The organism is Roseburia sp. 499, from assembly GCF_001940225.2.
Classification (GTDB): Bacteria; Bacillota; Clostridia; order Lachnospirales; family Lachnospiraceae; genus Petralouisia.
Map to the genome: position 1 here is coordinate 773,965 of NZ_CP135164.1, position 15,556 is coordinate 789,520.

13 protein-coding genes are annotated in these 15,556 nt (G+C 40.2%); 12 read left to right on the top strand and 1 reads right to left on the bottom strand.

The genetic code is table 11. The features are described 5' to 3' along the window. The first annotated feature begins 156 nt into the window (after positions 1 to 156). From BIV20_RS03920 to BIV20_RS03975, 12 genes are all read left to right on the top strand, one after another. Entirely contained in the window at positions 157 to 618 is a 462-nt protein-coding gene (locus tag BIV20_RS03920; protein WP_075718306.1) for a GyrI-like domain-containing protein, read from the top strand. Positions 619 to 1,104: 486 nt separating this feature from the next. Continuing rightward, positions 1,105 to 2,559 (top strand): aminotransferase class I/II-fold pyridoxal phosphate-dependent enzyme, encoded by a 1,455-nt coding sequence (locus BIV20_RS03925; RefSeq protein ID WP_075718308.1) that lies wholly within the window; start codon positions 1,105 to 1,107, stop codon positions 2,557 to 2,559. Positions 2,560 to 2,561: 2 nt separating this feature from the next. After that, positions 2,562 to 3,419 (top strand): polyamine aminopropyltransferase, encoded by an 858-nt coding sequence (gene speE / locus BIV20_RS03930; RefSeq protein ID WP_075718310.1) that lies wholly within the window; start codon positions 2,562 to 2,564, stop codon positions 3,417 to 3,419. Positions 3,420 to 3,421: 2 nt separating this feature from the next. Then, positions 3,422 to 4,288 carry an agmatinase gene (gene speB / locus BIV20_RS03935; RefSeq protein WP_075718312.1) on the top strand — a complete coding sequence of 289 codons (867 nt, stop codon included), beginning with the start codon at positions 3,422 to 3,424 and terminating at the stop codon, positions 4,286 to 4,288. Between the two features lie 12 nt (positions 4,289 to 4,300). After that, on the top strand, positions 4,301 to 5,503 hold the full coding sequence (locus BIV20_RS03940; RefSeq protein WP_075718314.1) for a saccharopine dehydrogenase family protein: 1,203 nt from the start codon (positions 4,301 to 4,303) through the stop codon (positions 5,501 to 5,503). 8 nt (positions 5,504 to 5,511) lie between these two features. Next, a complete protein-coding gene (gene nspC, locus BIV20_RS03945; protein ID WP_075718316.1) occupies positions 5,512 to 6,657 on the top strand; it encodes a carboxynorspermidine decarboxylase in 1,146 nt (381 codons plus the stop codon). Positions 6,658 to 6,839: 182 nt separating this feature from the next. After that, positions 6,840 to 9,140 (top strand): ABC transporter permease, encoded by a 2,301-nt coding sequence (locus BIV20_RS03950; protein ID WP_075718318.1) that lies wholly within the window; start codon positions 6,840 to 6,842, stop codon positions 9,138 to 9,140. 23 nt (positions 9,141 to 9,163) lie between these two features. After that, a complete protein-coding gene (locus BIV20_RS03955) occupies positions 9,164 to 9,919 on the top strand; it encodes an ABC transporter ATP-binding protein (RefSeq protein ID WP_075719160.1) in 756 nt (251 codons plus the stop codon). A gap of 10 nt (positions 9,920 to 9,929) precedes the next feature. Further along, positions 9,930 to 10,616, top strand: coding sequence for a response regulator transcription factor (locus BIV20_RS03960; protein WP_075718320.1), 687 nt, complete (start codon positions 9,930 to 9,932; stop codon positions 10,614 to 10,616). Continuing rightward, entirely contained in the window at positions 10,604 to 11,965 is a 1,362-nt protein-coding gene (locus BIV20_RS03965; protein ID WP_075718322.1) for a HAMP domain-containing sensor histidine kinase, read from the top strand. The genes BIV20_RS03960 and BIV20_RS03965 overlap by 13 nt, the downstream gene beginning before the upstream one ends. Positions 11,966 to 12,085: 120 nt before the next feature. Then, entirely contained in the window at positions 12,086 to 12,628 is a 543-nt protein-coding gene (locus BIV20_RS03970) for an ECF transporter S component (protein WP_075718324.1), read from the top strand. Between the two features lie 13 nt (positions 12,629 to 12,641). After that, the gene (locus BIV20_RS03975; RefSeq protein WP_075718326.1) at positions 12,642 to 13,769 is read left to right on the top strand and encodes a pyridoxal-phosphate-dependent aminotransferase family protein; all 1,128 of its coding nucleotides are present in this window, start codon (positions 12,642 to 12,644) and stop codon (positions 13,767 to 13,769) included. Between the two features lie 211 nt (positions 13,770 to 13,980). Here the strand turns inward: BIV20_RS03975 and BIV20_RS03980 are convergent, their stop codons facing one another. After that, entirely contained in the window at positions 13,981 to 15,471 is a 1,491-nt protein-coding gene (locus BIV20_RS03980) for a hypothetical protein (protein ID WP_075718328.1), read from the bottom strand. Between the last annotated feature and the right edge of the window lie 85 nt (positions 15,472 to 15,556).

The following is a 15,556-nucleotide window of genomic DNA, read 5'->3' on the forward strand; positions in this document are numbered from 1 at the left end:
ACTGGAAAACGAAGTGCATTGCAACTGAAATGACACAGTTTTCGCCCATTAATTAATGCTTATCATTGTTTGTAACTTTATAAACCATTGCACAAATGGCTAAAATACAGGCTTTTTTGTGCAAAATAAATAAGAAAGTGTAGAGAGAATGAAAAAATGGAATATGAAATTGTGAAATTGGAAGAAAAAGTGGTTATGGGATTTACAGCACGCACCAACAATAATAGCCCGCAGGTGGGAACTGTTATTGGAGGCTTATGGGAGAAGTTTTTTGGAGAAAATGGATATGCAAAAATTCCGGAAAAGAAGACTGGGAAAACATTAGGCATTTATACTGATTATGCTTCTGATGCAAATGGAGACTATACGGTTATGACTGCTTGTGAAATCACAGGCGTAGTGAGTGAAGAAGCCAAAAGTCTGGGGATGGAGGTAAGAAAAATACCAGCAGGAAATTATGCAAAATTTGTGGTAAAAGGAGACATGCAGAAAGCAGTCGCAGAAGCATGGCAGGAAATCTGGAAGATGGATTTAAAAAGAAGTTATGGTTATGATTTTGAAGAATATCAAAATGATGACATGGAAAATGCGGAAATTCATATTTATATCAGCTTGTAAATGCTTTGAAAATATTTATTCCAGATATTGACAAATTCCATATTTATATGATAACCTTTATTTCAGATGTGCGAAAAAAGAAATGGGTTGTTTTCATAGTCGCATTATTGATTGAGTTAGAAGCTCAAATTTTATAAGTTGGTTACTTAAAACCAGTGTGGTATACACATCAACTTGTGAAGTGGTCAATAAGAGTAGTAAAAGTAAGTATTTGCTATATAGACTCTGGAAACCCTATTTGTAACTGAAGAAGCGCATAGTTATTTGAACTGGAAAATAATAGCATATGTGAATAATCAGGCGCAGGTGATGTTATATCACCTGCGCTTTTTGCGCGATTCAGCAGACTGAACGTGGAGTATCACAAAATTTCTGTTTGCAGAAAATTTTGTGATATGACATGGGCAGGAGCAACGCGAACTTAGAATTGCTTGCAATTCTAAGTCTGATGAATCGGTACAATAAGACTAAACATGGAGAAAAACAATGAAGACTTTGACACAGAATGATGCACCCATCTATGATGCATTAAAACAATTTCAGAAAAAAAGAGTAGTGCCCTTTGATGTACCCGGACACAAGAGAGGGAAAGGAAATCCTGAATTAAAAGAGCTTTTGGGAGAGCAGTGTGTATCGAATGATGTAAATTCCATGAAGCCATTAGATAACCTTTGTCATCCCGTATCTGTAATTCGTGATGCGGAAAAACTGGCGGCAGAAGCCTTTGGAGCAGCAAATGCTTTTTTTATGGTAGGTGGAACAACTTCTGCAGTACAGAGTATGATTTTAAGTGTCTGCAAGCGGGGAGAGAAAATTATCCTGCCGAGAAATGTACATAGAAGTGTCATTAATGCCATGATTTTAAATGGGGCTCATCCGGTCTATGTAAATCCTGATGTAGATACACGGCTTGGAATTCCACTAGGAATGAAATTGTCTCAATTAGAAAAGGCAATGGAGGAAAATCCGGATGCAAAGGCCGTATTAGTAAATAATCCTACCTATTATGGTATTTGTTCTGATTTGCGCTCTATCGTGAAATTAGCACATGCACATGGCATGATGGTATTGGCAGATGAAGCTCATGGGACCCATTTTTATTTTGGGGAGAATCTTCCAATATCTGCGATGGCAGCAGGAGCAGATATGGCGTCTGTAAGTATGCATAAGTCTGGCGGAAGTCTGACACAGAGTTCTTTTTTGTTGACAGGACCGAATGTAAATGCAGGATATGTAAGACAGATTATAAATTTAACACAGACCACCAGTGGTTCCTATTTGTTGTTATCAAGTCTGGATATCTCTCGAAGAAATCTTGCCATTCGTGGAAAAGAGGAATTTTTCAAAGTAATCGGTAAGGCAAGATATGCTAGGGAAGAGATTAATCAGATTGGAGACTATTACGCTTACTCAAAGGAATTAATTAATGGAGACAGTATTTTTGACTTTGACGAGACGAAGCTTTCTGTTTATACCTTAGATATTGGATTGGCAGGAATTGAAGTCTATGATTTGCTGCGCGATGAATATGATATTCAGATTGAGTTTGGTGACATTGGAAATATTCTTGCTTATATTTCCATCGGAGACCAACAGAAAAATATCGAACGTCTGGTAGGGGCATTGGCGGAGATTCGTCGTCGTTTTCGCAAGGACAAGGCGGGAATGTTGACCCAAGAGTATCTTGCACCTAAGGTTGTGGTTACTCCGCAGGAGGCCTTTTATGCAGAAAAAGAATCTTTACCTATGATGGAGACAAAGGGAAGAATCTGTAGTGAGTTTGTAATGTGTTACCCACCGGGAATTCCGATTTTGGCACCGGGAGAAGAGATTACAGCAGATATTTTACAATATATTCAATATGCTAAGGAAAAGGGTTGTTCCATGACGGGTACAGAAGACCCTGCCATTGAGCGGTTAAATGTACTGAAAGGAGTATAGAGATGGAAATATGGTTTTCTGAAAATCATACAGATGATGTGAAACTTTCCATTCGGGTGGACCGGCAACTTTACAGTGTCCAGAGTGATTACCAGAGGATTGATGTATTTGATTCCAAGGAGTTTGGCAGAGTGCTGACATTAGATGGCTATGTGATGATGACAGAACGTGATGAATTTGTCTTTCATGAAATGTTGGTACATGTGCCTATGGCAGTGCATCCTAATGTGAAAAAAGTGCTAATTATTGGCGGCGGTGATGGTGGTGTAGTACGGGAACTGTATCATTACCCTGAAATAGAAAGCATTGATTTAGTGGAGATAGATTCCATGTTAGTGGAGGTAAGTAAAGAGTATTTTCCTAAAATCTCCTGTCGCATGGATGACCCGCGTTTAAATATACATTGTGCAGATGCATTGAGATTCATGCGTTCTAAAGAAAATGAATATGATTTGATTATTGTAGATTCCACAGATCCTTTCGGACCGGGAGAGATTCTGTTTACGAAGGAATTGTATGGAAGTTGTTACAAGGCATTAACGGAAGACGGAATCATGATTCATCACAATGAAAGTCCGTTTTATCAGGAAGAAGCGGCATGGTGTCAGCGGATTCATAAGCGAGTGAGTGATATTTTTGAAGAAAGTCAGGTGTATCAGGCACATATTCCGACTTATCCTTCCGGTCACTGGCTCTTTGGATTTGCTTCCAAAAAGTATCATCCGTTGAATGACCTTGCACCGGAAAAATGGAATATGCGGGGAATCCGTACCCGTTATTATACTACAAGACTTCATCAAGGAGCCTTTGCGTTGCCTGCTTATGTAGAGGAAATGTTGAGGGAAGTGGAGGAATTTTAAATATGTTAAATAAAAATATAGAGACCTTTATCGGCTGTGATGCGGAATATGAAGAAGCAAAAATCGTACTGTTTGGAGCCCCCTTTGATTCCACAACCTCATATCGTCCGGGAACCCGGTTCGGCAGTCGTGCTATTCGGCAGGAATCATACGGATTAGAGACATACAGTCCCTATCAAGATGAAGATTTAGAGGATTATGCGGTATTTGACAGTGGCGACTTAGAACTTTGTATGGGAGATTCTAAGATAGCCTTGGAGCAGATTGAGGAACGAGCGAAGATTATCTTGGAGGACGGAAAACTGCCATTTCTTATAGGTGGCGAACATCTGGTGACCTTAGGAGCAGTTCGGGCAGTGGCAGAAAAATATCCTGACCTTCATATTCTTCACTTTGATGCTCACACAGATTTGCGTCAAGAATATCTGGGAGTAGAGTTATCCCATGCCTGTGTGATTCGTCGGTGTCATGATATTTTAGGAGACGGAAGAATTTTTCAGTTTGGAATTCGTTCCGGCGAACGGGCAGAATTCCGATGGAGTGAAGAAGGACATGTGACAACTCATAAGTTTAATTTTGATGGTTTAGAAGATGTTTTGAAGAAGCTGGAAGGAAAACCGGTGTATTTTACCATAGATTTGGATGTGTTAGACCCATCCATTTTTCCGGGAACAGGAACACCGGAAGCCGGAGGCGTAGGATTTATGGAGCTATTGGATGCTATTTACGAATCCTGCTATGCTCTTAATATTGTGGGATGCGATGTGAATGAACTGTGTCCGCCTTGCGATACCAGTGGAGCATCTACAGCAGTGGCGTGTAAGGTAGTAAGAGAATTTTTGTTGGCATTATTGAAAAAGCATAAATAGGAGGAACAAAAAATGAGAAAATTAATGATTATCGGCTGCGGAGGCGTAGCTAGTGTTGCTATTCATAAGTGTTGTCAGAACAGTGAATTTTTTGATGAAATCTGTATTGCAAGCCGTACCAAGGCAAAGTGTGATGCATTAAAGGAAAAGTTAGAAGGAACTACATCCGTAAAAATTACAACAGCGCAGGTAGACGCAGACAATGTACCGGAGCTGGTAGCTTTAATCAAAAAAGAGCAGCCACAGGCAGTATTGAATCTGGCATTGCCTTATCAGGATTTGCATATTATGGATGCGTGTCTGGAAACAAAGGTGCACTACATTGATACCGCAAATTATGAGCCGGAGGATACAGCAAAGTTTGAATACAAGTGGCAGTGGGAATACAGGGAACGTTTTGAACAGGCTGGAATTACAGCGTTATTGGGAAGCGGATTTGACCCGGGAGTTACCAGCGTATTTTCTGCTTATGCCCTGAAACATTATTTTGATGAAATCAATTATATTGATATTCTGGACTGTAATGCAGGAGACCATGGATATCCGTTCGCCACCAACTTTAACCCGGAAATCAATATCCGTGAAGTGTCCGCAAAAGGTTCTTACTGGGAGGATGGACATTGGGTAGAAACAGAGCCAATGGAAATCAAACGCGTTTACAATTTCCCTGAAATTGGAGAAAAGGATATGTATCTGTTACATCATGAAGAAATTGAATCCCTTGCCCTTAACATTCCGGGAATTAAACGAATCCGTTTCTTTATGACCTTTGGACAGAGTTATCTTACACATTTAAAATGTTTAGAAAATGTAGGAATGACAAGCATCGAACCAATTATGTATGAAGGAAAAGAAATCATTCCGTTACAGTTCTTAAAAGCAGTATTGCCGGACCCATCTTCCTTAGGCCCAAGAACAAAGGGAAAGACCAACATCGGCTGTATTTTTATTGGAAAGAAAGACGGAGTAGAAAAGAAGCTGTATATCTATAATACCTGTGACCATCAGGAGTGTTACAAAGAGGTTGGTTCTCAGGCAGTTGCTTATACTACAGGAGTTCCGGCAATGATTGGAGCCATGATGGTAATGAGCGGAAAATGGCAGAAACCAGGTGTATATAATATAGAAGAATTTGATCCGGACCCATTCATGGATGCCTTGAATAAGTGGGGACTTCCATGGAAGATTTCTGAGAATCCGGATTTGGTAGAATAGGAAAACGCATGAAATATCAGGAATTACCTACCCCATGTTATGTGGTGGAGGAAGAAAAAATTGTTAAAAATATAAAGATATTACAAGATGTCATGGAGCAGACAGGGGCACATATCCTGCTGGCACAGAAGGCATTTTCCATGTATTACAGTTATCCTTTGCTTGGAACTGTTTTAAGTGGAACCACTGCCAGTGGGTTATATGAGGCAAGGCTCGGTGCAGAAGAAATGGGAAAGGAAAACCATGTTTTTTCTGCGGCATATCGGGAAGATGAATTTGAAGAGATTGCAGAGCTTTGCGACCATATTGTGTTTAATTCCATAGGACAGCTTCGGAAATTTGAGAACATTGCAAAGGCGAAGGGAAAAAGCATTGGAATCCGTATCAATCCGGAATGTTCTACGCAGGAAGGTCATGCAATTTATGACCCCTGTGCACCGGGTTCCCGATTGGGAATTACGCTTAGCCAGTTGCAGGAGGCAGAAAGGGTCTATGGACAGGGGTTGCTTGCTAATGTAGAAGGACTGCATTTTCATACACTTTGTGAACAGAATTCCGATGACTTGAAAACCACATTGGATGCGGTAGAGGAGAAATTTGGTTCTTACCTAAAGAAAATGAAGTGGTTGAATATGGGAGGCGGGCATCATATCACAAGAGCGGATTATGACGTGGACTTGCTCATTTCCTGTATTCGTCATATGCAGGAAGCCTATGGTGTGGAAGTGTATCTGGAGCCGGGAGAAGCAGTAGCATTGAATGCAGGACTTCTGATAACGAAGGTGCTGGACATTACAGAAAATAGTGGTGTTCAAAATGCCATTCTGGATACATCCGCCGCATGTCATATGCCGGATGTACTGGAGATGCCTTATCGTCCGCCACTTCAGGAAAGTGGAGAACCGGGAGAAAAAGCATATACCTATCGTTTGGGCGGTCCCACATGCCTTGCAGGAGATGTGATTGGAGAATATTCCTTTGATAAAAAATTGACAATCGGGCAGACTCTGGTGTTTGAGGATATGGCAATATATTCTATGGTGAAAAATAATACTTTTAACGGGATGAAGTTACCTGCCATTGTGTGGAAGAGCGGAGAGGATTGCAGGATTGTGAAAGAGTTCGGGTATGAGGACTTTAAAGGGAGAATATAAGAAATTGAAAGAACGCATTGAGCGAATTGTATAAATGATGGAAAACCTATTTCGGCATAGCTGAGATAGGTTTTTCTATCATAAGAAAGACCGTTTTGTTATTTTTTATTTATATTTTAGAAATTTTTCCTTTAGAATTATCTGATATTCTTAATCTATCAAATAAAAGGAGAGAAAAACAGATGATGTGGATGAGAAAGATTGTTAGGAGAAAAACGCAGTTTACCATCATAATGCTGCTTACCATGATGGCTTCTGCAATTCTGACGGCGTGTATTTCATTTACCATTGAAACGCAGCAATTTGTAGATGAGTATTACAGCGTCGAGAACAGTCCGATGTGCTTTGCCGTTTCCGGACGTGAGGATGCTGCAGAGTTGATTTTAGAAGATAAGGATGCTTCTAAGGTCGTCTCAAAAATAGTGGAAGGTAAGGCAAAATATATAACGGATGTTTTTTATGTAAATGATAAAAAAATTTCCAATGAGGGAAATTTTGCCTATGATATCAGTAACCTGGACGAGATTGGTTATCCTGTTACCATTGCAGAGGGAGAGGAAAAAGAGGCACCGGGGGATGGAGAGATATGGATTTCACATATATTTGCCAAAGCGTATGATGTGCAGGTAGGCGACAATTTCAAGATAGGAGACGGTCAGGAATACCGTGTTTCAGCAATTGTAAATACCGCATTGTGCAGTTCCGGTTTTATAGACGCCTATCCTTTTTATGTAAATGAGAAGACGTTGAAGGATATGAGCGGAACCGAAGGTTATGTGGTGAATATTTTTACGGATGATGAGGAACTATCACTGAGAGAGCTTCAGGAAGTCTTACCGGAAGAATTTGCGCAGAGCCAGATGATTATGCTTGATAAAGAAACACTCAAAATGTGTCTGAATATTTTGGCAGGTATTTTCGGAGGTGTCGGAGTGGTGGCAGCCATTATCATTCTTGTGGTTTCTATGGTGGTCTTCCGGTATTTGGTTCGGGCGACCATTGCAAAAGAATATCAGATGATTGGTATTTATAAGGCACTGGGAAGAGATAACAGAGAAATTAAGAGGATTTATCTGACGGCTTATATGGTGGCTGGTATGGTAGGAATGTTGCCCGGATTTTTCCTGGCAAGACCTCTGGCAGGTTACCTTGGTAGAACTGCATTGGGAGGAAACAGAGAGTTTGTCCTAACTGGGAAGACAACTGTGATAGGGATAGCCGTAATTCTGTTCATGGGTCTTGTTCTTCTGCTAAATGTTTACAGCGAATTGAAGAAAGTACATAGCATTTCACCGATACAGGCGATGAATCTTCAGAATCTTTCTTCGAAAGAAAAATTGTGTAAATCAGTGATTCCGAATGCCTCATCCAGTGCAGCTATGGCTGTGAATGGGATATGTAAACGTAAGGGAATGAGTCTTTTAATCATTATGATTCTCACCGTCTCGGTTTATATGGATGTGATGGCAGGAGAAGTTGCCTTAACTTTGTCCAAGTATGCACAGGACAGAAATATTTGGGAAAATCTTCCGGATTATGACTGTATGATAAAGACAATGGGAAATGAAGAGGCACTTAAGTATATTCAGAATTCAAAAGATGTTGAGGATTATGTGCAGGTGATGTTAGATCCGGTTTGTTCGGATATGAAAATTGAGGGTACCCAGTGGACTGCAGATGAAGCACACCCAATGATTTATGAGAATTTTAATGAAAAACGGTATGAAAATGTGCCTTTTACGAAAGGAAGAATTTGTCTGGAAAAGCATGAGATTGCTGTTTCTGAGCAGTTTTTGACTGAGGTAGGAAAGGAAGTAGGCGATTATATAAAGATTAGTTCCGAGGAGAAAGAAATTAATTGCCTAATAGTCGGAAGTTATAGTGCCATGATGAAGGGAGGAGCTTCCTTCTACATGCAGGAAGAAGATTTTCGTGAACTTGGATTTAAAATAAATTATGACACAATACTGGTATTTTTGAATGAGAATGTGGACTACGATAAGTTTTCAGAAGAGTTTGAGAAAGTGGTGGATGAGAGCCAGATTTATAAAGATTTCAATTTTGTAGAAAGGGAAGGAGATACTGTTAGGGAAATAGCCAATCCAATTTGTGTAGTATTGTCTGTAGCTTTTGCAGCTTTCAGTGTTTTGAATATTGTGAACATGGTGCATACACAGCTGAAGGAGAATCGTAGAAAGTATGGTATCCTTAAGGCAATGGGCTTCACCACAGGATATATTTGTCGGGAAAATGTGATAAGCTTTACCATTCAATATGTAATAGCAGTAGTGGTTACTATCCTACTGAGTGAATGGATTTCGCCGATTATGTTCTCCTTGGCATGTGGAGTAAGGTATATCTGCAAGCCTGCATGGTTGGTGGCGGCAGTTGCAGGTGCAATGTATGTAATATTGATGATGATTACACTTTTGATGTTACGGACAATAAAAAACATCAAACCGGTTGAATTAATGGAAGAGTAAATAAGCAGAAAGGACACATGTATATGAAAAAGACGATTATTGAAACCAGAGATTTGTGTAAGAGCTTTGTGGTTGGAAAAAATGCAAACAATGTGCTGAAAAATATAAATTTATCTATTTACGAAGGAGATTTTACGATTATAATGGGAAGTAGTGGAAGTGGCAAGTCAACATTGTTGTATTCGCTCTCTACTATGGACAAACCTACCTCAGGTAGTGTAATGTTATATGGTGAGGATATTGCAAAAATCAATGAAAAAAGAGCTGCCAGAATCAGAAAAGAGAAAGTGTCATTTGTGTTTCAGAGTATGAATCTTCTTTCGGATCTGAATGTGTTTGAGAATATTGCATACTGCGGCTATGGTACAGCAGAAAAAGAGAAAATTAATCAAAAGACAAGGCAGCTTTTAGAACGAATGGGACTTGCCGATATGGCGGAAAAATACCCTTCAGAAATATCCGGTGGAATGAAGCAGCGTGTAGCGATTGCCCGGGCACTGATATCCGGGGCAGGCGTGATTTTTGGAGATGAGCCTACCGGAGCGTTGAATTCATCTATGGGGAAGCAGGTGCTTGACCTTTTGACGGAGTTGAACGAAGAGGGGCAGTCAATTGTCATGGTTACCCATGACCTTAAGGCTGCAGCCAGAGCAACCAGACTTCTTTATCTGGAAGATGGCAGAATTGTAGGAGATTTGAATCTGGGACATTATACGGAAGAAACCAGAAAAGAGAGAGAAAACACGGTGTATACTTTCTTAAAAGAACATAACTGGTAAGGAGGATACCATGGCGGGAGAAAGAATCCTGTTAATTGAAGATGATAAGGAACTTCAGGAAATCATGTCCGGTTTTCTGAAGAAGGAAGGCTACGAGGTGGTACAGGCTTTTGACGGGCAAGATGGGATACGTCTTGCCCGGGAGGCTCGGCCGACCCTCATACTGTTGGATCTGATGCTTCCGGGAGCAGACGGATTTGAAGTGTGCAGGTCTGTGCGTACCACATCGGTAGCACCGATTATGATTATATCAGCGAGAAACAGCGATATGGACAAAATGTTGTCACTGGGAATCGGAGCAGATGACTATATGGAGAAGCCCTTTTCCATGCTGGAGCTTTTGGCAAGAGTTAAGTCACATATCCGTCGTTATACATCCTTTTCCCAACCGAAGGAAGAAGAAAAACGAATCGTAATGGGAGCGGTTGAGATTGAACCGTTGTCCTACAAAGTGTGGGTGTGTGGCAAGGAAATTGAATTAACATCAAGAGAATTTCAACTACTTAATTACATGGCTTCCCATCCGGGCAGAGTATTCTCAAAGGAGCAGCTTCTTGATGCAGTATGGGGATGCGCGGAATATATTGATGAAAATACCATTACCGTATACATAGGAAGAATACGAGAGAAAATGGTTCGAGCAGGCGCCTGCTACATAAAAACGGTTTGGGGGGCTGGATATAAATGGGAGATGTAATTCGAAAAAAATTATTGTGTTATGATGTGGCCAGTCTTTTGCTGGCCTTATTGCTTTTTGTTTTCCTGTTTTCTGCGGCATATTACAATATTAGTTATCAGGGAGATGAGCGTGATATAAGGGTAAAAATGAATCAGTTGCTTGTCTGTTTGCAAGAGGAACAGAATGAAGCTATGAAGATTCCTTCAGGCATTCGGGAGGCAGATTTCCCCTATTGTGTATTTGATGATGGTGGAAGAGTGATAGCTGCCACCATGAAAGGTTTTACGGTGGGAGAAAAGTATGATTTGAGTATCATAGGAACGAATAGATATTATATGGCTCCCATCGTAAGAGGCAAAGAGGTGGCAGGAATGCTGCTTGTGGATTTTTCTGGTGAGCGGCAGAAGACACTGGAAGATCTGTTGGGAGTGGAAATTGGAATGTCCCTGCTGTTACTTGTAGCAATCTGTTTGGTAAGATATAAAGCATATCGTGTAATGAAAAAGGATATCTGGGGGCCAGTCAATGAAATACATAAATCAACCAGAAGTATTTTGAATGGAAGTTTTGAGGAGAGCATTCGTTACGATTATAGCGGAGAAATCGGCACATTATGTCACGACTTTGAGAAAATGAGAGATGAGATTCGTGACGGAGCTATGCGTGAACAACAGTCAAGGGAAAAAGAACGCGTGCTATATGCAAGCATTTCACACGATTTAAAAACACCGCTTGCTATTATTACCGGGTACTTAGAACAGATATTATATGGAGTAGTAAATACCAGGGAGCAGATTTTGGAAACAGCGGAGCATGCGCTGAAAAAGGTAAAAGTACTAAATAAGTTGACAGAGGATATTTTAGAGCATTCCAAAGCGCAGATGAACCAGCTACAGATGCAAAAACGTGAATTTTATGCAGATGCTTTTTTTAAAGAACTGCTTGAGGAATACCGACAGGAAGCTCTTTCGCAGGAATATCAGCTTACCTATGAGTTGCCGCCGAAGGTGCTTATTTTGATTGACCCTGACAGGATAGCTCAGGTAGTCCAGAATATTGTAAGTAATGCGGTAAAATATAGGAAGGATAGGTGTGAAATACAGGTATCCTTTGAAATTATGGAACAGGAAAAAAGGATTCTTGTAATTAGTATCAGCGATAATGGAACAGGGATTGAGGCTGCAGATATCCCATTCGTCTTTGATTTGTTTTATCGCGGAAATAAAGCAAGAACGCAGAATGTGCCGGGATCTGGCATAGGTTTAAATATTTCAAAATATATTGTGGAGCAGCATGGCGGAACCATGGAATGTGATAGTGTTGTTGGGGTAGGAACAACGATATCTTTTTCTATACCGATTCTTTGAGAGAGTTGATTTATTGAGTATTGGAAATCTGGCATGAGAAAAACTTTAAAACTGGCACTATTAAAAAGGTCAGAATGAGAGTATGATAGTCACTAGATTTTTAACGAGGAGTGATGAAAAATGTCAGAAACAAAAGCAACAACAAAAACAGCAGGAAGCTTAGAACAGGTGAAATTTTTAACAATTACCGCAATTGGAATCGCGTTGGTATATGTATTTACATGGTTAGTAAATATCAGACTTCCTTTTGCACCAAATGGAGGACTCATTCATCTTGGAAATGTTCCTCTTTTCATTTTTGCTATTATTTTTGGTAAAAAGACAGGAGCAATCGCCGGAGGAATCGGTATGGCGCTTTTTGATGTGACTTCAGGATGGACTGTCTGGGCACCATTTACTTTGGTTATTGTAGCAATTATGGGATTTGTAGTAGGTTTGATTGCTGAAAAGAAAAAGGGATTCTTCTGGTATTTATTAGCGATGGTAGCAGCGCTTCCAATTAAGATTGTAGGTTATTATATTGCAGAAGGAATTATTAAAGGAAATTGGATAGTACCGGTTACTTCTATTCCGGGAAATTTGCTTCAGATTGGAGTGGCCATTGTAATTGTGGCTATTATAATCGTACCTTTGAAAAAAGCAGCGAATAAAGTATTAGGATAATAGGTGACAAACTATGTATAAGATTATGACACCGGGACCAACTCAGGTGAAAGAAAATGTCCGCATGGCGCGTAGTCTGGAATGTACCAATCCGGATTTGGATGAAGAATTTGTGGAATTTTATAAGGAAACTTGCGAATTAATCAGCAGTCTCCTACACACAAAAAATGAGACACTGATTCTAGACGGTGAAGGAATTCTTGGACTGGAAGCAGCCTGCGCATCACTAACAGAGCCGGGAGATAAGGTTCTTGTTTTAGATAATGGAATCTATGGTAAGGGATTTGCAGACTTTGTTTCCATGTATGGCGGTAAGCCGGAACTTTATACAGTGGACGATAAGAATCCTATTGATACGGTAGCATTAGAAGAATATCTCAAGGATAATCATGATTATAAGTATGCCACAGTAGTACATTGTGATACCCCAAGTGGTATGCTCAATGATATTGGAAGCATTTGCCCGCTTTTGAAAAAATATGGCATTATGACAGTAGTAGACTCTGTTTCAGCCATGTTTGGCGAAGAAGTACGGGTAGACGACTATCAGATTGATATTTTGTGCGGTGGTTCCCAGAAAGCGGTTTCCGCACCTCCGGGACTGACATTCGTGGTAGTAAGTGAAGATGCAAAAAAGGCGATGGCAGAGCGAAAGACACCGATTGCTTCTTTCTATGCTAACTTAAAAGTCTTTGAGGGATATTATGAGGCAAAGTGGTTCCCATATACCATGCCAATCAGTGACATTTACGGACTGCGGGCAGCTTTTGACAATATTGCAGCAGACAAAGATATGCTGGAGCGTCATGCAAAAATCGGAAATGCTTGCCGAAAAGCGGTGACAGAAGCGGGATTAAAACTGCACTTAGAGGCAGGATTTTCAAATACGGTTACGGTATTTGATGTACCGGGAGAAACAACTGCGAAAGAGATTCTGGATACCATGCGAAAGGAACACAATATCATGCTGGCAGGTTCCTTTGATACTCTGGCAGGACAAGTCATTCGTATCGGACATATGGGAAGTAATGCCAATGTAGAAGATATGTTAGAGACTTTAGGAGCATTAGACGATACCTTGAAAAAGCTGGGTGTTTCATTAAAGGCTGATATGAAAGAAGTATTTCAAAAGAATATGTAAGAGAAAAGATAAGGCATTTGGAGTATTCCGGATGCCTTAATTTGCTATAGGAGAAAGACATAATGAACTCTCGGAATCCTGAGTGTTCATGCCGGCGGAAACCCGGCATTGTACTTTGAAAAGTAAATATTATATGTGGAACGAAAAAATCGCACGAGAAATAAACATAGCTTTCACTATGTTTCAAAAAGTGGTATTATAGACAATAGGATTATGCTGCATTCAAAATCAACTTTCTGAGGGTAGATTCAAATGGCAAATCCCATGCATCCAGATGTTGTAGCATCAGGATGTGATAGAGTCGGCAGTACCACATCTTTGTTGAGCGGTGTCTGCCGTCTTCTAATTTAAAGTCTAATTTCTCACGTTTATTTGAACGTTCCGCAGATGTTCTTGCGTTATACTCCAGCTTCCATTCATTGCTGCTTCTTGGTGGATTATTAAATAATCTTGGGTTATCATTCATTACCAAATGAACGGTACGCCCATATTTGGCATCAGAGCACGGATTATCGCAGGTGCAGGAAATACAACCATTTTTCCTGCTGATTTTTGGACACTTGAATTTCATTCTGCCTTTTGAAATTTCAATACCATCACGGCGCATACGAAAACCACATGGACAGATTGGTACACCATCCTTATCAATGGTAAAGTCGTTTTTATAGACAGGTGGTCTGCCACCTTTGCCGTTAAGATCGATAAAAGGCGTGATATTTTCACGCTGAAAGTATTGATAATAAGGCATGGCATCATGGGCAGAATCTAATAGTACCTTTGAGATTTTATAGTCTGGCAGGAATGATTTCATTCTGAAAAAAGCATGTAAAAATCCATGTGAATCATGCTTGGAGGCACAGGAATAGTGAGGAAATACAGGCAAGTCGCTTTCAGCGTCGACAAGCATGTATAAGTCATACCCATGATAAAAACAATCACGAGATGAATCCCATCCGATATCGCAGTCGGGCTGGGAAAAGTAACGGTCACATTTGCAGTCAGTAATACCGTTTTCTTTGCATTTGCAGACACGATGCTTACGTTCTCTGTGTGAAGTGACAACAGGAGTTCCATCTCCGGCAAGTGCTAAAGCATTTTTATGAATAAGTCCTTTATCGACAGAACTATCAAGGAATTCTTTTTTATAGATTTTAAACAGAGAAGCATAAGGCTGATCATCCAGATGAAACTCCGTGTTTTCTAACTCGGGAAGGAGTTCAGCAACGGTAACTTTTTCTACAGAATCCGCTTTTGTTCCTTTAGATTTAGGTTTTTTAACCTTTGTCTTAAGGGGATGGATATGAGAAGACATATGACTATCATCGGAGTCCCACAGACAACGGTTAATGAAATCATAAAAAGTTCCAACACCAGGAGTGTTGCTTACTTCAAATCCGCTAAGAATGGCATAAAGAGGATTGATTTTAAGCTGAGCAGCCCATTCTGTTAAGGAAGTAACTTTAAAATCGATGGATAAAAGATAGGAACGCTGCATGCAGGATGGAGTTCTTGGAGCAGGTCCGAATTTGGAATATTTATCAGCCAGAATAACATCGGTTTCAGATAAATCAAGGTTCCAGAAACGTTCAATGATATCCCAAGTTGAACGAGCAAGAACATCAGGGTTAGGATAATATTTACGAAGATTAGTAACAACAAAGTTTTGGTAGTCAGTATGACTGCCACAGTTAACAGGTAACATAAAAATCGCCTCCATATCGAAAAATGATTGCCGCCGCAAACGACGGTTCTTATTAATCAATAGGCGCGAAGCGCCGCATTTTTTG